The sequence below is a fragment of the Anaerobacillus sp. 63XJN7_5_ISO-PGPR-S23-430 genome (assembly GCF_056173695.1).
Genome location: NZ_CM149686.1, coordinates 122,740 through 142,718 on the forward strand (window position 1 = coordinate 122,740; position 19,979 = coordinate 142,718).

Annotated in this window: 20 protein-coding genes and 1 other annotated feature; all 20 genes read left to right on the top strand. The window is 42.5% G+C overall.

The features are described 5' to 3' along the window. The 20 genes from AC0VYJ_RS00625 to rpsJ all read left to right on the top strand — a co-directional run bounded on the left by AC0VYJ_RS00625 (position 1) and on the right by rpsJ (position 19,970). Positions 1 to 420 (top strand): Mini-ribonuclease 3, encoded by a 420-nt coding sequence (locus tag AC0VYJ_RS00625; RefSeq protein ID WP_475366287.1) that lies wholly within the window; start codon positions 1 to 3, stop codon positions 418 to 420. Continuing rightward, the gene (rlmB, locus tag AC0VYJ_RS00630; protein ID WP_226616809.1) at positions 413 to 1,159 is read left to right on the top strand and encodes a 23S rRNA (guanosine(2251)-2'-O)-methyltransferase RlmB; all 747 of its coding nucleotides are present in this window, start codon (positions 413 to 415) and stop codon (positions 1,157 to 1,159) included. The genes AC0VYJ_RS00625 and rlmB overlap by 8 nt, the downstream gene beginning before the upstream one ends. Positions 1,160 to 1,162: 3 nt before the next feature. After that, complete coding sequence (locus tag AC0VYJ_RS00635; protein WP_194220279.1) at positions 1,163 to 1,672, top strand: NYN domain-containing protein; 510 nt, start codon at positions 1,163 to 1,165, stop codon at positions 1,670 to 1,672. Positions 1,673 to 1,787: 115 nt separating this feature from the next. Beyond that, the gene (gene sigH, locus AC0VYJ_RS00640; protein WP_194220319.1) at positions 1,788 to 2,438 is read left to right on the top strand and encodes an RNA polymerase sporulation sigma factor SigH; all 651 of its coding nucleotides are present in this window, start codon (positions 1,788 to 1,790) and stop codon (positions 2,436 to 2,438) included. 259 nt (positions 2,439 to 2,697) lie between these two features. Then, positions 2,698 to 2,847 (top strand): 50S ribosomal protein L33, encoded by a 150-nt coding sequence (gene rpmG / locus AC0VYJ_RS00645; RefSeq protein ID WP_194220280.1) that lies wholly within the window; start codon positions 2,698 to 2,700, stop codon positions 2,845 to 2,847. Positions 2,848 to 2,938: 91 nt separating this feature from the next. Then, positions 2,939 to 3,133, top strand: a complete 195-nt coding sequence (gene secE / locus AC0VYJ_RS00650) for a preprotein translocase subunit SecE (RefSeq protein ID WP_098445961.1) — start codon at positions 2,939 to 2,941, stop codon at positions 3,131 to 3,133. Between the two features lie 78 nt (positions 3,134 to 3,211). After that, a complete protein-coding gene (gene nusG, locus AC0VYJ_RS00655) occupies positions 3,212 to 3,745 on the top strand; it encodes a transcription termination/antitermination protein NusG (protein ID WP_194220281.1) in 534 nt (177 codons plus the stop codon). A 148-nt stretch (positions 3,746 to 3,893) separates the two neighbouring features. Then, a complete protein-coding gene (rplK, locus tag AC0VYJ_RS00660; RefSeq protein ID WP_048313309.1) occupies positions 3,894 to 4,319 on the top strand; it encodes a 50S ribosomal protein L11 in 426 nt (141 codons plus the stop codon). Between the two features lie 139 nt (positions 4,320 to 4,458). Beyond that, on the top strand, positions 4,459 to 5,151 hold the full coding sequence (rplA, locus tag AC0VYJ_RS00665) for a 50S ribosomal protein L1 (RefSeq protein ID WP_194220282.1): 693 nt from the start codon (positions 4,459 to 4,461) through the stop codon (positions 5,149 to 5,151). A gap of 58 nt (positions 5,152 to 5,209) precedes the next feature. Beyond that, positions 5,210 to 5,345 (top strand) — a sequence feature (ribosomal protein L10 leader region). A 44-nt stretch (positions 5,346 to 5,389) separates the two neighbouring features. Continuing rightward, positions 5,390 to 5,890, top strand: a complete 501-nt coding sequence (rplJ, locus tag AC0VYJ_RS00670; protein ID WP_160921565.1) for a 50S ribosomal protein L10 — start codon at positions 5,390 to 5,392, stop codon at positions 5,888 to 5,890. A 54-nt stretch (positions 5,891 to 5,944) separates the two neighbouring features. Then, entirely contained in the window at positions 5,945 to 6,307 is a 363-nt protein-coding gene (rplL, locus tag AC0VYJ_RS00675) for a 50S ribosomal protein L7/L12 (RefSeq protein WP_430246602.1), read from the top strand. A 116-nt stretch (positions 6,308 to 6,423) separates the two neighbouring features. Next, a complete protein-coding gene (locus AC0VYJ_RS00680; protein ID WP_475366288.1) occupies positions 6,424 to 7,023 on the top strand; it encodes a class I SAM-dependent methyltransferase in 600 nt (199 codons plus the stop codon). A 261-nt stretch (positions 7,024 to 7,284) separates the two neighbouring features. Then, positions 7,285 to 10,827 (top strand): DNA-directed RNA polymerase subunit beta, encoded by a 3,543-nt coding sequence (rpoB, locus tag AC0VYJ_RS00685; protein WP_194220285.1) that lies wholly within the window; start codon positions 7,285 to 7,287, stop codon positions 10,825 to 10,827. A 35-nt stretch (positions 10,828 to 10,862) separates the two neighbouring features. After that, positions 10,863 to 14,483 carry a DNA-directed RNA polymerase subunit beta' gene (rpoC, locus tag AC0VYJ_RS00690; RefSeq protein WP_475366289.1) on the top strand — a complete coding sequence of 1,207 codons (3,621 nt, stop codon included), beginning with the start codon at positions 10,863 to 10,865 and terminating at the stop codon, positions 14,481 to 14,483. Between the two features lie 86 nt (positions 14,484 to 14,569). Further along, on the top strand, positions 14,570 to 14,818 hold the full coding sequence (locus tag AC0VYJ_RS00695; RefSeq protein WP_194220287.1) for a 50S ribosomal protein L7ae-like protein: 249 nt from the start codon (positions 14,570 to 14,572) through the stop codon (positions 14,816 to 14,818). A 112-nt stretch (positions 14,819 to 14,930) separates the two neighbouring features. Then, entirely contained in the window at positions 14,931 to 15,353 is a 423-nt protein-coding gene (gene rpsL / locus AC0VYJ_RS00700) for a 30S ribosomal protein S12 (protein ID WP_283153199.1), read from the top strand. A 39-nt stretch (positions 15,354 to 15,392) separates the two neighbouring features. Continuing rightward, positions 15,393 to 15,863 carry a 30S ribosomal protein S7 gene (gene rpsG, locus AC0VYJ_RS00705; RefSeq protein ID WP_194220289.1) on the top strand — a complete coding sequence of 157 codons (471 nt, stop codon included), beginning with the start codon at positions 15,393 to 15,395 and terminating at the stop codon, positions 15,861 to 15,863. A gap of 46 nt (positions 15,864 to 15,909) precedes the next feature. After that, positions 15,910 to 17,988 (top strand): elongation factor G, encoded by a 2,079-nt coding sequence (gene fusA, locus AC0VYJ_RS00710; RefSeq protein WP_194220290.1) that lies wholly within the window; start codon positions 15,910 to 15,912, stop codon positions 17,986 to 17,988. Between the two features lie 106 nt (positions 17,989 to 18,094). Next, positions 18,095 to 19,285: an elongation factor Tu gene (gene tuf / locus AC0VYJ_RS00715; RefSeq protein WP_194220291.1), complete on the top strand. Its 1,191-nt coding sequence runs from the start codon at positions 18,095 to 18,097 to the stop codon at positions 19,283 to 19,285. Between the two features lie 376 nt (positions 19,286 to 19,661). After that, on the top strand, positions 19,662 to 19,970 hold the full coding sequence (gene rpsJ / locus AC0VYJ_RS00720; protein ID WP_098445973.1) for a 30S ribosomal protein S10: 309 nt from the start codon (positions 19,662 to 19,664) through the stop codon (positions 19,968 to 19,970). Positions 19,971 to 19,979 lie beyond the last annotated feature (9 nt).

Genomic DNA, 19,979 nt, shown 5'->3' on the forward strand with positions numbered 1-19,979 from the left:
ATGAAGGAAATCGATGCAAAACTACTTAATTCACTTGCGCTTGCTTATATGGGAGATTCTGTTATTGAAATCAACGTTCGGAAGCGGCTGCTTTCACTTGGTCACATTCGACCTAATCAGCTGCACCGAACAGCAACGACGTATGTTTCTGCAAAAGCACAGGCAGCGTTCCTGCACCATGTATTAAACAAAGAATGGCTGACAGAGGAAGAAGCTGGTGTTGTGCGCCGAGGAAGAAATGCTAAATCGGGAACTGTCCCAAAGAATACGAGCGTAAGTACGTACAAATATTCAACAGCCCTTGAAGCTTTGTTTGGGTACCATCATTTAAAGGGAAATGAAGAGAGAGTAAATGAATTGTTACAAAAGCTTTATGAATTCGTAGAACAACCGAAGAAAGAAGTGAAGTCAGATGGATAAAGAATTTATTGTAGGACGAAATTCGGTTCTTGAAGCATTACGATCGGGACACGAAATCAATAAAATTTGGATAAATGAAGGGTCTCAAAAAGGCCCTCTTCAAAACTTGATACAAAAAGCAAAGGAACAAAATGTACTCGTGCAGTTCGTGCCGAAACGAAAGCTAGAACAACTATCCGGGGAAAGTAACCATCAAGGTGTTGTCGCTTCAATTGCGGCGTATGAATATGCTGATCTTGAGGATTTATTTAAGAAAGCAGAGGATTCTGGGAAGCCGCCGTTTTTCCTTATTCTTGATGAAATTGAAGATCCTCATAATCTAGGATCTATATTAAGAACAGCGGATTCTGCAGGAGCTCATGGAGTTATTATTCCAAAAAGAAGAGCGGTTGGTTTAACTTCTACCGTTGCCAAATCTTCTACAGGAGCGATTGAGTATATCCCGGTTGCGCGAGTAACGAACCTTGCTAGAACAATGGACGAGTTGAAAGACCGCGGCTTGTGGTTTGTGGGCACTGATGCAACCGGGGGGCAGGACTATCGTCAGGCAGACTATGATATGGGGATCGGACTTGTCATCGGAAGTGAAGGTAAAGGGATGGGACGTCTTATTAAGGATAAATGTGATTTCTTAGTAAGTCTTCCAATGGCCGGAAAAGTAACCTCTCTCAACGCTTCAGTTGCTGCAGGGTTAATGATGTATGAGGTTTACCGACAACGTCATCCTTTGGGGGAGTAAATAATGGACGTGCTGTTAGTTGATGGCTATAACATTATTGGTGCATGGCCAGAATTGCGAACACTTAAAGAGAGAGATTTCAGTAAAGCACGTGAGCTTCTAATTGAAAAAATGGCCGAATATCAAGCTTATACCGGGTATCAGGTGATCGTCGTTTTTGACGCTCACCTCTCTCATGGTATTGAAAAACGTCATAGCCAATACAGAATTGATGTTATTTATACGAGAGAAAATGAAACAGCAGATGAGCGGATTGAGAAAATGGCGAGGGAACTGAAGGGTATAAGAACGCAAATACATGTGGCAACATCAGATTTTACAGAGCAATGGGCTATCTTTGGCCAAGGTGCACTTAGGAAATCTGCGCGTGAACTTTACAACGAAATGCAAGGAATTGAAAAAGGAATTGAAAAAAGTGTAAATACTGAAAATCGTCGCAATCGTTCTGGTGGCCTGCATTTATCAGAAGAAATTAGCGAAATATTTGAAAAATGGCGAAGAGGCGGTAAATAGGCGGTTGACGATTTTTCGACACGTACTGTATAATATTTCTATATAGCGTACTGGTCGGGGGGAACGCATATTGAGTACAGTAGACCTCAAAGAAAGCACGGTAAATCAAGAACAACTGTCAGTAGACCAAAGACACCTGGAACACGTAGCATTCGATCAACTTGATGATGAAATGCTCGTCATCATGGTTCATGAAGGTCACAGTAGAGCGTTGGAACATTTGATTACGAAGTACAAAAATTTCGTACGCGCTAAGGCGAGGTCGTATTTTCTCATTGGAGCAGACCGAGAAGATATCATCCAAGAAGGGATGATCGGTCTCTACAAAGCCATTCGTGATTTTAGAGGAGACAAGTTCTCATCTTTTAAAGCGTTTGCCGAATTATGCATCACCCGGCAGATGATTACAGCTATCAAAACCGCTACAAGACAGAAGCATATTCCGCTTAACTCTTACGTATCGCTTGATAAGCCAATTTACGATGAAGAGTCTGATCGTACGCTTCTAGACGTTATATGCGGCACGAAAGTAACAGATCCTGAGGAATTAATTATTAATCAGGAAGAATTTGATGACATCGAACTTAAAATGTCAGAAATTTTGAGCGATTTAGAGAGAAAGGTGCTAATGCTCTATCTCGATGGACGTTCATACCAAGAAATTTCGGTTGATCTAAACCGTCACGTCAAGTCAATTGATAACGCATTGCAACGAGTGAAACGCAAGTTAGAGCGTTATCTCGAACTACGTGAAGTCAGCCTTTAATATGGACAAACCTAAGATGGTTAGGGAAAAGAACAGGGGCGAGTTCCCTGTTCTTTTCTTATGAGTACCTATCCGACGCTTTATTGACATGCTGAAACACGCTGTGATAAAGTGATAAAAGTAAGAATGTCAATTTTTTGTTAGGTTTGTAAGAACGTCACAGGGTAGCTGAACGTTTTTTTATTTTGCTCTTTTTTGAAATAATATAGCTTATATAAATTACAAACTTCACTACTGCGCGGCTTAGGAAGGTGTCATTATGCGAAAAAAGGCAGTACTAGCATGTGTTCAATGCAATAGCCGAAACTATACAACTATGAAAAACTCACAGACGAGCCCGGCCCGCATGGAAGTTAAGAAGTATTGCAAATACTGCGATGTTCACACTGTCCATCGTGAAACAAAGTAATGCCTCGAAGGGTGTTTGCTTCTTGAGGCAAACCTTATCAAAATAGATTCTCGGGGGAGTTTTCCACCAGATTAATTGGGGGTAACAAGTAATGGCAAGTATTGTTCAACGTTCTGGTAAGTTCTTTCGTAATGTCGCAAGTGAAATGAAGCGGGTAAGTTGGCCAACGCGTAAGGAATTAACACGCTATACGATTGTAACTGTTACAACGGTTATTTTTATAGCTGTTTTCTTCGCATTGATTGACCAGGGTATTTCCTCGATAATCCGCCTCATTTTAGGATAATTCGTTATAAATTTTCATTCAGAAGGTTAGAATGAGAGAGTAAATGAGCTGGGGAGGGAAGGACGCAGTCCTGCAAATATGGAAAAAAGATGGTATGTTGTTCATACGTACTCGGGGTATGAAAACAAAGTAAAAACCAACCTTGAGAAAAGGGTTGAGACAATGGGCATGACGGATAAGATCTTTCGTGTTCTCGTCCCGGTAGAAGAAGAAACAGAAGAGAAGAACGGCAAGAAAAAGACAGTTATGAAAAAAGTCTTTCCTGGCTATGTTATTACAGAAATGGTCATGACAGATGATTCATGGTATGTCGTTCGGAATACACCAGGTGTTACTGGATTCGTAGGGTCTAGTGGTGCTGGGTCTAAACCGACTGCATTGCTTCCGGAAGAAGTGGAATCACTTCTTAAGCAAATGGGTATGGAGCAACCAAAAGTAGATGTAGACTTTGAACTTAAAGAGAAAGTTAAAGTGAAAGAAGGTCCATTTGCTGATTTCGTAGGTTCTGTTGAAGGGATCGATACGGACAAAGGAAAGGTCAAAGTGCACGTAAATATGTTTGGCAGAGAAACGCCTGTTGAACTTAATTTCGGACAAGTTGAGAAGTTCTAATTGAAAAGTCCTTGCTTAACTTTTCGATTAATGATAGAATTTTAATGTTTCATGAGTCTCATACTAATCGAGACATTCAATTGATATATAAGGTGGGAGGGTGTAAAACACCCAAATACCACATCACGGACTTAAGGAGGTGTGTCGCGTGGCTAAAAAGGTAATCAAGGTTGTTAAATTGCAAATCCCGGCTGGGAAGGCGAATCCTGCACCGCCAGTAGGACCTGCACTAGGTCAAGCTGGAGTTAACATTATGGGATTCTGTAAAGAGTTTAATGCTCGTACTTCTGACCAAGCTGGTATGATCATTCCAGTAGAAATTACGGTTTTTGAAGACCGTTCATTTACATTTATCACTAAAACTCCACCAGCTGCAGTTCTTCTTAAGAAAGCAGCAGGTATCGAGTCAGGTTCTGGTGAACCAAACCGCAACAAAGTTGCGACTGTGAAGCGTGATAAAGTGCGTGAAATCGCTGAAACAAAAATGCCAGACCTTAACGCAGCGAATGTTGATTCTGCAATGCGTATGGTTGAAGGTACTGCACGTAGCATGGGAATTACGATCGAAGATTAATGTTACACAAGCCGTTGCGATTAAAAGGGATTCCTGCCTGTGTTATACAGGTTCGCAACTTTTATTATGATGTCGACATTTTGGCGTCATAAATAGTGGGAGGTTAATCCGCTAAACCACATTCAAGGAGGAACACAAAATGGCAAAAAGAGGTAAGAGATACCAGGAGGCTGCCAAGCTAGTTGAACGTACAACTTTCTATGAGCCTCAAGAAGCAGTTGAACTTGTGAAAAAGACATCTGTAGGAAACTTTGATGGAACAGTTGAAGCAGCAGTTCGTCTTGGAGTAGACCCTAAGAAAAACGACCAGCAGGTTCGTGGCGCGGTTGTACTTCCAAACGGAACTGGTAAAACACAACGCGTTCTTGTTTTCGCTAAAGGTGAAAAGGCTAAAGAAGCTGAAGCAGCTGGCGCTGACTATGTAGGAGAAGCAGACTATATCGCTAAAATCAACGAAGGTTGGTTTGAGTTTGACGTAATCGTTGCAACTCCAGACATGATGGGCGAAGTTGGTAAACTAGGTCGTGTACTTGGACCAAAAGGTTTAATGCCGAACCCGAAAACTGGAACAGTAACGTTCGACGTTGAAAAAGCTGTTAACGAAATCAAAGCTGGTAAAGTAGAGTACCGCGTTGATCGTGCTGGTAACGTCCATGCACCGATCGGTAAAGTATCTTTCGAAGCTGACAAGCTTGTTGAAAACTTAAACACACTTGTAGAAACACTTGTGAAAGTTAAGCCAGCAGCAGCTAAAGGTACGTACCTTAAAAACATTTCGGTTACATCTACAATGGGACCTGGTGTTAAAGTTAACGCATCAACTTACCGCTAATTAAATTAGCTGTTGACATTTGCGTAGCTATTAAATATACTTGTAAATGTTGTTTGATAAATTAATACTTTCTGTACCGTAGACAGCAGGGGTGTTCTTGCACTTAATATCCTGCCGAGGTGTGAAGTGATTCGATACGTATGTAATCGTAAAGCCTTCATGTCTTCGGATGTGAAGGCTTTTTATATGACCTCATATTCCAGGGCGGTATAGATACATTTCTTTAGGAGGTGGAACTATGAGCAGTATAGTTGAACAGAAGAAGCAACTAGTTACGGAAATTGCAGACAAACTACGTGATAGCCAATCAACAATTTTTGTTGATTATCGTGGACTTGATGTTTCTGAAGTAACTGAGCTTCGTAAGCAATTGCGTGATGCAAACGTTGAGTTCCGTGTTTACAAGAACACAATGACTCGTCGCGCGGCAGAAGAGCTTGAACTTACTGATTTGAATGAACACCTTGTCGGACCTACGGCAATCGCGTTCAGCAATGAAGATGTTGTTGCTCCTGCTAAAATTTTGAACAACTTCGCTAAGAATCACGAAGCTCTTGAAATCAAGACTGGCGTAATCGAAGGCGGCGTTGTATCAGTAGAAAAGATCAAAGAACTTGCGGACCTACCAAACCGCGATGGACTACTTTCTATGTTGCTATCTGTGCTTCAAGCACCTATGCGCAATATGGCACTTGCTACAAAAGCTGTGGCTGATCAAAAGGAAGAACAAGGCGCGTAAACGCACGGCCTATCAATTGGTATAAATAAAACAAAAATTAAGGAGGATTTACTCATGGGTAACGAGCAAATCATTGAAGCAATCAAAGAAATGACAGTTCTTGAGCTTAACGACCTAGTTAAAGCAATCGAAGAAGAATTTGGTGTAACTGCAGCAGCTCCAGTAGCAGCAGCAGGTGGCGCAGCAGAAGGTGCTGCTGAAGAGCAATCTGAATTTGACGTAGTTCTTGAAAGTGCTGGAAGCAGCAAAATCAAGGTCATCAAAGTTGTTCGCGAAATCACTGGTCTTGGCTTGAAAGAAGCTAAAGAACTAGTTGATGGCGCACCAAGCCCGATTAAAGAAGGCATTGCTAAAGAAGAAGCTGAAGAGCTTAAAGGCAAGCTTGAAGAAGTTGGCGCAGTAATCGAAGTTAAGTAGTCGTTTGAAACAAAAGCTCGCTTTTAAAAGCGAGCTTTTTGTTATTTGACGCTATTATTTTTGGTTTGGTTATAGGGGTTAGGCTTATAGAAATGACGTTGAAAAGAGGGAAAGCAATGGGTGAACATTATTATACGAAGAATCCGGGTGTGAAAAGCAGTCCGAACAAAATTGATGCGGATTTACGGGGAAGTAAATTTCAATTCACGACTGATTCTGGTGTTTTTTCAAAGAAGGAAATCGATTTTGGGAGTAAACTTCTAATCGAATCATTTGAAGAACCTGAACTTGAAGGGGATATTGTTGATGTTGGATGTGGCTATGGCCCGATCGGCATTTCACTTGCTTCTGAATTTTCAAATCGTTATTTTTATATGCTAGACATAAATGAACGCGCAACAGAGCTTGCGATGAGCAATGCCATTAAGAATCGCGTTCATAATTTGAGCGTTATGGCAAGTGATCAGTTGAATGCCGTAAAAGATAAAACGTTCGCGTCTGTCCTTACGAACCCTCCTATACGTGCAGGTAAACAAGTTGTTCATGGAATTCTTGAAGAGGCCTATGACGTTTTAAAAAAAGGTGGGACGCTTTGGGTAGTGATCCAAAAGAAGCAAGGGGCCCCATCTGCAATAACCAGACTCGAAGAAATGTTTGAGCATGTTGAAACCGTCGTGAAAAAGAAAGGATACTATATTCTTAAAGCAGTCAAGTAAAATATGAAAATATCCTTTGACTTCATGGATGGCCTATGCTAATATAATATAATGCCAATGATGGATTTTCCAGGCCTTTTTCACATTCGTGTGCAAAGAGGTATAAAATGCCGTCGTCTGGAAAAACTAATATAATCGCTTATAGTTAAGGGGAATTTTTATCAATGCCCTTTTTCTTTTTTGTCCAACGATAGATTCTTTTTAAAACAGAATATCATTGGGCTAAGAAAATAAATACGCTGGATTTGAGGGGTGAATCATTTGACAGGCCAACTAGTTCAGTATGGACGCCACCGCCAAAGAAGAAGCTACGCGCGAATCAAAGAAGTGTTGGATTTGCCAAATCTAATTGAGATTCAAACGGCTTCTTATCAATGGTTTCTTGATGAGGGTTTACGAGAAATGTTTCAGGATATTTCTCCAATCGAAGATTTCACTGGTAATCTTGTGCTGGAATTTATTGATTACAGCCTCGGTGAACCTAAGTATCCCGTGGAAGAAACCAAAGAGCGAGATGTGACCTATTCTGCGCCTTTACGTGTAAAAGTACGCTTGATCAATAAAGAAACAGGCGAAGTAAAGGAACAGGAAGTGTTCATGGGTGACTTCCCATTAATGACTGAAACAGGTACGTTTATTATTAATGGGGCAGAACGCGTAATCGTATCTCAGCTCGTGCGTTCTCCAAGTGTCTACTATAGTGAAAAGATCGATAAGAACGGCAAAAAAGGATATACAGCTACTGTCATTCCAAACCGAGGAGCATGGCTGGAATTTGAAACTGATGCCAAAGATATTGTCTATGTACGAATTGATCGTACTAGAAAGCTACCAATTACGGTGCTGCTCAGAGCGTTAGGGTTTGGGTCTGATCAAGAAATCATAGATCTCCTAGGTGAAGATGAGTATCTTCGCAATACCCTGGAAAAAGACAACACGGACGGCACGGAAAAAGCGCTTCTAGAAATCTACGAACGCTTACGTCCTGGCGAGCCTCCGACTGTCGATAACGCCAAAAGCTTACTTGATTCTCGCTTTTTTGATCCAAAGCGCTATGATCTTGCGAACGTAGGACGTTACAAGATTAACAAGAAGCTTCATATTAAAAATCGTCTATTCAATCAACGTCTTGCGGAAACGCTTGTTGATCCTGAAACAGGCGAAGTGATTGCAGAAGAAGGCGCGATCCTTGATCGTCGTCTACTGGACAGAATCCTTCCTGCTCTAGAGACTAACGTTGGATTTAAAGACGTTGAACCTCACGGTGGAGTAATTGAAGATGAGTCTATCGGTCTGCAATCCATTAAGGTATACGCACCTGATGATCCAGAAGGGGAAAGAGTCATTAATGTAATTGGTAATGGTGGAGTTGAAACAGGCGTGAAGAATATCACACCTGGCGACATCATTTCTTCTATTAACTATTTCTTTAACCTTCTACATCAAGTAGGTAACACAGATGACATTGATCACCTAGGTAACCGTCGTCTTCGTTCTGTAGGTGAACTACTTCAGAACCAATTCCGTATCGGTTTATCTCGTATGGAACGTGTCGTTCGTGAACGTATGTCTATTCAGGATACGAACGTTATTACGCCTCAGGCGCTTATCAACATTCGTCCTGTTATCGCTTCTATTAAAGAATTCTTTGGTAGCTCTCAGTTGTCCCAGTTTATGGATCAGACAAACCCGCTAGCTGAGTTAACTCACAAGCGTCGTTTATCTGCTCTAGGACCTGGTGGTTTAACACGTGAGCGTGCTGGCTTTGAAGTTCGTGACGTACATTACTCCCACTATGGCAGAATGTGTCCGATCGAAACTCCAGAGGGACCAAACATCGGACTTATTAACTCATTGTCTTCTTATGCGAGAGTTAATAAATTTGGCTTTATTGAAACGCCATACCGCAGAGTAGATCCTGAAACAGGTAAAGTGACGGAGTTTATTGACTACCTAACTGCTGATGAACAGGATAACTACGTTGTGGCACAGGCAAATGCTAAGCTACACGATGATGGTTCATTCCAAGACGAAGATATTGTTGCTCGTTTCCGTAGCGAAAACATTATCATCGCTCGTGAAAAAATTGATTACATGGACGTATCACCGAAACAGGTAGTTTCGGCCGCAACGGCTTGTATTCCGTTCCTTGAGAATGATGACTCCAACCGTGCGCTTATGGGTGCGAACATGCAGCGTCAAGCTGTACCTTTGATGGTTCCTGAAGCACCAATTGTCGGAACAGGTATGGAGCATGTTAACGGAAAAGATTCCGGTGCTGCTGTTATTTGTAAGCATGACGGTCTAGTCGAGTTTGCATCTGCTGCAGAAATTCATGTTCGTCGTATCTCCGTCATTGATGGACAGGAAGTGAAAGGCGATCTTGATCGTTACAAATTGCTTAAATTCATTCGTTCCAACCAGGGAACGTGCTATAACCAAAAGCCTATTGTTGTTGAAGGCGATCGCGTTGTAAAAGGAGAAATCCTTGGCGACGGACCTTCAATGGAAAAAGGTGAAATGGCCCTTGGGCGTAACGTCCTAGTCGGGTTTATGACATGGGAAGGTTACAACTACGAGGATGCTATTATTATGAGCGAACGTCTTGTAAAAGATGACGTTTATACCTCAATTCACATCGAAGAGTACGAATCAGAAGCTCGCGATACAAAGCTAGGACCTGAAGAAATCACTCGTGACATTCCGAATGTTGGGGAAGACGCATTGCGTAACCTTGATGAACGCGGAATTATTCGCATGGGTGCTGAAGTGAAAGACGGAGATATCCTTGTAGGTAAAGTTACTCCTAAAGGTGTAACAGAGCTAACTGCTGAAGAACGTCTACTTCATGCAATCTTTGGAGAAAAAGCTCGTGAAGTTCGTGATACTTCTCTACGTGTACCTCACGGCGGAGATGGTATTGTACTTGATGTGAAGATCTTTAACCGTGAAGACGGCGATGAGCTTCCTCCGGGAGTAAATCAACTTGTTCGTGTTTATATTGTACAGAAGCGTAAGATTCATGAAGGAGATAAAATGGCGGGACGTCATGGTAACAAAGGTGTAATCTCTAGGATTCTTCCTGAAGAAGATATGCCATACTTGCCTGATGGAACTCCGATCGATATCATGTTGAACCCTCTAGGTGTTCCTTCTCGTATGAACATTGGACAGGTACTAGAGTTGCATATCGGTATGGCCGCACGTGCACTTGGAATTCACGTAGCAACACCGGTATTTGATGGAGCTCGTGAAGAAGACGTATGGGAAACACTAGAAGAAGCAGGAATGCCACGTGATGGTAAAACTGTTCTTTACGATGGTCGCACAGGCGAACCATTTGATAACCGCATTTCTGTCGGTGTCATGTATATGATCAAACTTGCTCACATGGTCGATGACAAGCTTCACGCACGTTCTACTGGACCATATTCACTTGTTACGCAGCAACCGCTTGGTGGTAAAGCACAATTCGGTGGACAGCGTTTCGGTGAGATGGAAGTATGGGCACTCGAAGCATATGGTGCTGCATATACCCTTCAAGAGATTTTGACTGTGAAGTCGGATGATGTTGTTGGACGTGTTAAGACTTACGAAGCAATCGTAAAAGGCGAAAATGTTCCTGAGCCTGGTATTCCAGAATCGTTTAAAGTTCTAATCAAAGAATTGCAGTCGCTTGGTATGGATGTCAAAATGCTAGCAAGTGATGAGCAAGAAATTGAAATGAAAGAGTTAGACGATGAAGAAGACCAATCCAGTGAGAAATTAAACTTGAATGTTGGGTCAAATCAGGCGAGTGAGTAAGGGTTAAACCTGAATTCTAAAGGGAGGTAGGCCCCTTGATAGATGTCAATAAATTTGAGTATATGAAAATCGGTCTGGCGTCACCGGCTAAAATCCGCTCTTGGTCAAGAGGAGAAGTTAAGAAGCCAGAAACCATTAACTACCGTACCTTGAAGCCAGAGAAAGATGGTCTTTTCTGTGAGCGAATCTTTGGACCCACAAAAGACTGGGAATGTCATTGTGGGAAATACAAACGTATCCGTTATAAAGGAGTCGTTTGTGATCGCTGCGGTGTTGAAGTAACACGTGCAAAAGTCCGTCGTGAGAGAATGGGGCACATCGAGCTTGCTGCTCCTGTCTCTCACATCTGGTACTTTAAAGGCATTCCAAGTCGTATGGGACTTGTTCTCGACATGTCTCCGCGTGCACTAGAAGAAGTTATTTATTTTGCTTCTTATGTTGTCACTGAAGCTGGAGACACACCGCTTGAGAAGAAACAACTTCTTTCTGAAAAAGAATACCGTGCATACCGTGAAAAGTATGGTAAAACATTCTCTGCAGAAATGGGTGCGGAAGCAATCCGCAGACTACTGTTTGATATCGACCTTGATAAAGAAGTAGATATCCTTAAAGAAGAGCTTAAAACTGCACAAGGTCAACGTAGAACTCGTGCGATTAAACGTCTTGAAGTACTTGAGGCATTTCGTGGTTCAGGAAATAACCCGTCATGGATGATTTTAGATGTTCTTCCGGTTATTCCTCCAGAGCTTCGTCCTATGGTACAGCTTGACGGCGGACGATTTGCGACATCGGATTTAAACGATCTGTATCGTCGTGTAATTAACCGCAATAATCGTTTGAAACGTTTGTTAGATCTTGGTGCTCCTAGTATTATCGTGCAGAACGAGAAGCGTATGCTTCAAGAAGCTGTCGATGCCCTTATTGATAACGGCCGTCGTGGTCGTCCAGTAACAGGTCCTGGTAACCGTCCTTTGAAATCTCTTTCTCACATGCTGAAAGGGAAGCAAGGTCGTTTCCGTCAGAATCTACTAGGTAAGCGTGTTGACTATTCAGGTCGTTCCGTTATCGTTGTAGGTCCTCACTTGAAGATGTATCAATGTGGACTTCCAAAAGAAATGGCGCTTGAATTGTTCAAACCTTTCGTAATGAAGGAGCTTGTATCAAAAGGTCTTGCACACAACATTAAGAGTGCGAAACGTAAAGTAGAAAAAGTTCACCCTGAAGTTTGGGACGTTTTGGAAAACGTAATTAAAGAACATCCAGTTCTTTTAAACCGTGCACCAACGCTTCACAGACTTGGAATTCAGGCGTTTGAACCCATTCTAGTTGAAGGGCGCGCGATTCGTCTTCACCCACTCGTATGTACAGCTTACAATGCTGACTTCGATGGTGACCAAATGGCCGTCCACGTACCGTTATCTGCTGAAGCACAAGCTGAAGCACGTATCTTAATGCTTGCAGCACAGAACATCCTTAACCCGAAAGATGGTAAACCAGTTGTTACGCCGTCACAAGATATGGTTCTAGGTAACTACTACCTTACTATGGAACGTGAAGGAGCAATCGGTGAGGGTTCTGTTTACAAAGATACAAATGAAGCATTAATTGCTTACCAGAATGGATTTGCACATCTTCATTCTCGCGTAGCAATCCCTGCTGCATCATTGAATAAATCTGCCTTTACTGAAGAGCAGAACAAGCAATTGCTTGTGACAACGGTTGGTAAGTTGATTTTCAACGAAATTCTTCCGGAGTCATTCCCATATATTAATGAACCGACGACAAATAACCTTGAAATCGCCACACCGGAAAATTACTTCCTTCCTCACGGAGTGAATGTGAAAGAAGAAATTGCTCAGCGCGAATTGATTTCACCATTTAAGAAAGGTATTCTTGGTAAAATCATCGCCGAAGTGTTTAAGCGATTCAAAGTGACTGAAACGTCTCGTATGCTTGACCGCATGAAAGATCTTGGTTTCAAATTCTCAACTAAAGCTGGTATTACCGTTGGTGTAGCTGACGTAGTGGTACTTGCTGAGAAACAAGAAATTGTTCATGAGGCTGAAGAGAAAGTCGAAAAAGTTCTTAAGCAATTCCGTCGTGGTCTTATTACTGACGACGAGCGATATGATCGTGTTATTGCGATTTGGAGTAGTGCGAAAGATCGTATCCAGGAAAAACTAATGAATCGACTCGAAAAAGATAACCCAATCTTTATGATGAGTGATTCAGGTGCTCGTGGTAACGCATCTAACTTTACTCAGCTCGCAGGTATGCGTGGATTGATGGCAAACCCATCTGGACAGATCATTGAACTTCCAATCAAATCCAGCTTCCGCGAAGGTCTAACAGTGCTTGAGTACTTTATTTCAACACACGGTGCTCGTAAAGGTCTTGCCGATACGGCCCTTAAAACAGCTGACTCAGGTTACCTTACTCGTCGTCTTGTTGACGTGGCACAGGATGTTATTGTTCGTGAAGACGATTGTGGTACGGATCGCGGCCTTGAAGTTAGTGCGATTAAGAATGGAAATGAATTAATCGAAGGGTTGTTTGACCGTCTTGTTGGCCGTGTTGCCTTTAAGAAAGTTAGACATCCTGACACGAACGAAGTTCTTGTTGAGAAAAATAACCTAATTACAGAAGACATTGCTACTGAAATCGTAGAAGCTGGTATTGAGAACGTCTATATCCGCTCTGCTTTTACTTGTAGCACTAGTCATGGCGTTTGTAAGAAGTGTTATGGACGTAACCTTGCAACTGGTACTCGTGTAGAAGTTGGTGAAGCAGTTGGAATTATCGCTGCTCAATCAATCGGTGAACCAGGTACACAGTTGACAATGCGTACATTCCACACAGGTGGTGTTGCCGGAGACGATATTACTCAGGGTCTTCCTCGTATCCAGGAGCTATTTGAAGCACGTAACCCTAAAGGTCAGGCTGTTGTGTCTGAACTTGATGGTAAAGTGATTGATTTGGCTGAGGTGAAAGAGAAGAAAGAGATTGTCGTTCAAGGTGAAACTGAAACAAGAAACTACCCTGTTCCATACGGCGCTCGTTTGAAAATAGTTGTAGGAGATGAAGTGAAGGCTGGTCAACCTCTAACTGAAGGTTCGATTGACCCTAAACAACTTCTAACAATTAGTGGTATTGACGGCGTTCAAGAATACCTACTTGCAGAAGTGCAAAAGGTTTACCGTATGCAGGGTGTTGAAATTGGCGATAAACACGTTGAAGTTATGGTTCGTCAGATGATGCGTAAGATTCGTGTTATTGATGCGGGCGATACTGAAGTGTTGCCAGGATCCCTTATCGATATTCACCAGTTTAAAGGTGTTAACCGTAAAGTTCTTAAACAAGGTGGCTTACCTGCAACTGGTCGTCCGGTTCTTCTTGGTATTACTAAAGCGTCTCTTGAAACTGAATCATTCTTATCAGCAGCATCCTTCCAGGAAACAACTCGTGTCCTAACTGATGCAGCTATCAAAGGTAAGCGTGATGAGCTACTTGGTCTTAAGGAAAATGTTATTATCGGTAAACTTGTTCCGGCAGGTACTGGTATGCAACGTTACCGTAGAATCAACGTAGCAGGTGAAGCACAAGAGGCTGAAGAGCTTTTAGAACAAGAAGAAAGTGCGTTAGTTAGTCAAGAATAAACAGGGGAAGTGTTGACATCGGAAGTACAGGGTGATATTATATCCAAGGTGCTTCCGATAATCCTGTTACTTTGGAGGATATGTTCTTGTCTTATGAAAAAGTATCACAGGCAGATGAATTGATTATCGGAACGAAACAAACTCTAAAGGCCCTCCAGATTGGAGAAGCGAAGGAAGTTTTCATCGCTGACGACGCTGATCGCAGGGTAACTTCTAAAGTTGTTGCACTCGCCGAAGAGAAAAGCATACCAGTTTACCGAGTGGATTCTATGAAGAAGCTAGGTAAGGCATGTGGAATCGAAGTAGGCGCAGCAACAGTTACGATAAAAGCATAACCGTTTTTGCCGGGCAAGGCATGCCCTGTCAGGCAAAAACTTTCCTTTTATCTATACATGAACCACCTGGATGTGTGGGCTTGCTATTAACAAAAGAAGGGAGGAAAACAAAATGCCAACTATTAACCAACTTGTTCGCAAGGGACGCGTTTCTAGAACAAAGAAATCCGATTCTCCAGCATTGAACAAAGGATATAATAGCTTCAAAAAGTCTCATACTGATCTTTCATCTCCACAAAAACGTGGTGTGTGTACTCGTGTAGGTACGATGACTCCTAAGAAGCCGAACTCCGCATTGCGTAAATACGCTCGTGTTCGTCTTACTAACGGAATTGAAGTAACTGCTTATATCCCAGGTATCGGTCACAACCTTCAGGAGCACAGTGTAGTGCTAATCCGCGGAGGACGTGTTAAAGATTTACCAGGTGTACGTTACCACATTGTTCGTGGTGCGCTTGACACTGCAGGTGTTAACGATCGTAGACAAGGTCGTTCTAAATACGGTACTAAGAGACCGAAACCAGCTAAGAAATAATAGCTATTAATTAACTAAAACATGAAAGGGGGTCAACCCATGCCACGTAAAGGTCCAGTAGAACGTCGTGACGTATTACCAGATCCAATTTACAAATCCAAGCTAGTTACTCGCCTGATCAACCGCCTTATGGTAGACGGTCAGAAAGGTAAAGCTCAACAGGTGCTATACAAAGCATTTGATCTTATTCAGGAACGCACAAACACAGAGGCTATGGAAGTATTTGACCAAGCGATGAAGAACGTTATGCCAGTACTTGAAGTACGCGCTCGTCGTGTTGGTGGTGCAAACTACCAGGTTCCAGTTGAAGTACGTCCAGATCGTCGTACAACTCTAGGTCTTCGCTATCTTGTGAACTATTCCCGTCTTCGCGGTGAAAAGACAATGGTAGAAAGACTTGCTAACGAAATTATGGATGCTGCTAACAACACAGGTGCTTCTGTTAAGAAGCGTGAAGAACAGCACAAAATGGCTGAAGCTAACAAAGCATTTGCTCACTACCGTTGGTAATCAGCACACAACCCAAATCCCTTTATAAAAGGAAGGAGAAATACTAATGGCAAGAGAATTCTCCTTAAGAGATACACGTAATATCGGTATCATGGCTCACATCGATGCTGGTAAAACAACAACTACTGAGCGTATTCTTTTCTACTCAGGGCGTATCCACAAAATTGGTGAAACTCACGAGGGTGGATCACAGATGGACTGGATGGAGCAGGAGCAGGAGCGTGGAATCACGATCACTTCTGCTGCTACCACTGCCCAGTGGAAAGACCACCGTGTTAACATCATTGACACGCCTGGTCACGTAGACTTCACAGTAGAAGTTGAACGTTCATTGCGTGTATTGGATGGAGCAGTTGCAGTACTTGATGCACAATCTGGTGTTGAACCACAAACAGAAACTGTTTGGCGTCAAGCTACTAACTACGGCGTACCGCGTATCGTATTCATTAACAAAATGGATAAACTCGGAGCAGACTTCCTATACTCCACAGGTACACTAACTGAGCGTTTACAAGCTAATGCACACCCTATTCAGCTACCAATTGGTGCTGAAGATGACTTCGAAGGAATCATTGATCTCATCACAATGGAAGCTTTCTATTATCTTGATGATCTTGGTTCACGTACAGAATCACGCGAAATTCCTGCTGAATACAAGGAACAAGCTGAAGAGTACCGCACGAAGCTTATTGAGGCTGTAGCTGAGCTTGAAGAAGACCTTATGATGAAATATCTTGAAGGTGAAGAATTGACAGTTGAAGAAATCAAAGCTGCAATCCGTAAAGGAACTTGTAACGTTGAATTCTATCCTGTACTTTGTGGTTCTGCATTTAAGAACAAAGGCGTTCAGCTTGTTCTTGATGCTGTACTTGACTACCTACCTTCACCACTTGATGTTCCAGCAATTAAAGGTCATCTAAAAGATTCTGAAGAAGAAGTAATTCGCACAGCTGACGATAATGGTCCTTTCTCTGCACTTGCATTTAAAGTAATGACTGACCCTTACGTTGGTAAGCTTACATTCTTCCGTGTTTACTCAGGAACGCTTTCTTCTGGTTCTTATGTTAAGAACTCGACTAAAGATAAGCGCGAACGTGTAGGCCGTATTCTTCAGATGCACGCTAACTCCCGTGAAGAAATCTCAACTGTTTACGCAGGAGATATCGCAGCGGCAGTTGGTCTGAAAGATACTTCTACTGGTGACACTCTATGTGATGAAAAGGATACTGTTATCCTTGAGTCTATGGACTTCCCAGATCCGGTTATCTCAGTAGCAATCGAGCCTAAGACTAAGAGTGACCAGGATAAAATGGCTGTTGCTCTAGCTAAGCTTGCTGAAGAGGATCCAACTTTCAAAACTGAAACAAACGAAGAAACTGGCCAAACGATCATTTCTGGAATGGGTGAACTTCACCTTGATATCATCGTTGACCGTTTACGTCGTGAGTTTAAAGTTGAAGCAACTGTTGGTGCACCTCAGGTTGCTTATCGCGAATCAATCCGTAAAGCCGGTAAGGTTGAAGGTAAATTCGTACGTCAGTCCGGTGGTCGTGGACAATTCGGACACGTATGGGTTGAATTTGAACCTAACGAAGAAGGCGCTGGATTTGAATTTGAAAACAAAATTGTCGGTGGTGTTGTTCCACGTGAATATATCCCTGCAGTTGAAGCAGGACTTCGCGATTCAATGGCCAACGGTCTGCTTGCAGGCTACCCACTAATCGACGTGAAAGCTCGTCTTGTTGATGGATCTTACCATGACGTTGACTCAAACGAAATGGCATTTAAGATCGCAGCATCTATGGCTTTGAAAAAAGCTAAGACTGTTTGTGACCCTGCTCTTCTTGAGCCTATGATGAAAGTTGAAGTTGTAGTTCCAGAAGAATACTTGGGAGACATCATGGGCGATGTAACTAGCCGTCGTGGACGTGTTGAAGGTATGACTGCACGCGGAAACGCTCAGGTTATTAACGCGTTCGTACCACTATCAGAAATGTTTGGTTATGCAACTACGCTTCGCTCACGTACACAAGGTCGTGGTACTTATACAATGACTTTCGATCACTACGAGCAAGTACCTAAATCAATTTCTGAAGAAATCATTAAAAAAGCTACAGGCGAATAATTGTAGCAAACCAACTTTTGTTGTAATCTAAGATAGGCGAGATTGATTCATTCATACGCCTATCTTGGCATAGATAATTTCTTGGTAATCAAAGGAGGAAACACTAATGTCTAAAGAAAAATTCGACCGCTCCAAGCCCCATGTTAACGTTGGTACAGTTGGACACGTTGACCATGGTAAAACAACTCTAACAGCTGCGATCACTTCAGTGCTTCATAAGCGTTCAGGTAGCGGTACTGCTATGGCTTATGATCAAATTGATGGTGCTCCTGAAGAGCGCGAACGTGGAATTACAATCTCAACTGCACACGTTGAGTACGAAACTGAAAACCGTCACTATGCACACGTTGACTGCCCAGGTCACGCTGACTATGTTAAAAACATGATCACTGGTGCTGCACAAATGGACGGAGGAATCCTAGTAGTTTCTGCTGCTGACGGTCCAATGCCACAAACTCGTGAACACATCCTTCTTGCTCGTCAAGTTGGTGTACCAACTCTAGTTGTATTCTTGAACAAATGCGACATGGTTGACGACGAAGAACTACTTGAACTAGTTGAAATGGAAGTTCGTGATCTTCTTTCTGAATACGACTTCGATGGCGATGAAGTTCCAGTAATCAAAGGTTCTGCTCTTAAAGCTCTAGAAGGCGACGCTGACTACGAAGCTAAGATTTATGAACTTATGGACGCTGTTGATGAGTATATCCCTACTCCAACACGTGACACTGACAAGCCATTCATGATGCCAGTTGAGGACGTATTCTCAATCACTGGTCGTGGTACAGTAGCAACTGGCCGTGTTGAGCGTGGACAAATCAAAGTCGGTGACGAAGTTGAAATTCTTGGTCTTGCTGAAGAGAACAAGAAAACAACAGTTACTGGTGTTGAAATGTTCCGTAAGCTTCTTGACTATGCTGAAGCTGGTGACAACATTGGTGCACTTCTTCGTGGTGTATCCCGCGACGACATTCAGCGTGGACAAGTTCTTGTTAAGCCAGGAACTGTAAAAGCTCACACTAAGTTCCAAGCTGAAGTTTACGTTCTTTCTAAAGAAGAGGGTGGACGTCACACTCCATTCTTCGCTAACTACCGTCCTCAGTTCTACTTCCGTACAACTGACGTAACTGGTACAATCGCTCTTCCTGAAGGCGTAGAAATGGTTATGCCTGGAGACAACATCGAAATGACAGTTGAACTTATCGCTCCAATCGCAATCGAAGATGGAACTAAGTTCTCTATCCGTGAAGGTGGACGTACTGTAGGCGCAGGCGTTGTAGCAACAATCACTGAGTAATCTCATTGATTTAACAAAACACCCGGATTTTTCCGGGTGTTTTTTATTTTGAATCTATGTTAGATTAGACAAATGGGTTCGATCAGAACCATTTGAAATTACAACCGATTCATTGAATAGTCTGAAATTGCTTTTAGACCTTGCATTTTTCGGCGCAGGCCGTTATACTATCAAGAGTGTGCGATCGACATACTTTTCTAATTGAGCTTAACCTTGCATATAGGCGCTTAATTTAGTATAATAAGAATGTTGGTCATAAACAGCGATGATGTGGAAGGTTGCTGACACACCCGGCCCCTTTGCCATGGCGAGTGTGTTGGGTTTATTTTCACGGAGAACTGTCTATAACAATATGGGCGATAAAGGAGGGGAAATAATGGCAAAGCAAAAGATTCGTATTCGTTTAAAAGCATATGATCATCGTATTCTAGATCAGTCTGCTGAGAAAATTGTAGAAACAGCAAAACGTTCAGGTGCTCAAGTATCCGGACCAATCCCGTTGCCGACGGAAAAATCTGTTTACACAATTCTACGTGCTGTACACAAGTACAAAGATTCTCGTGAGCAGTTTGAAATGCGTACGCATAAGCGTCTTATCGACATCATCGAGCCTACACCACAAACGGTTGACTCGTTAATGCGTTTGGACCTACCGTCTGGCGTTGACATCGAAATTAAACTTTAATATAACGCT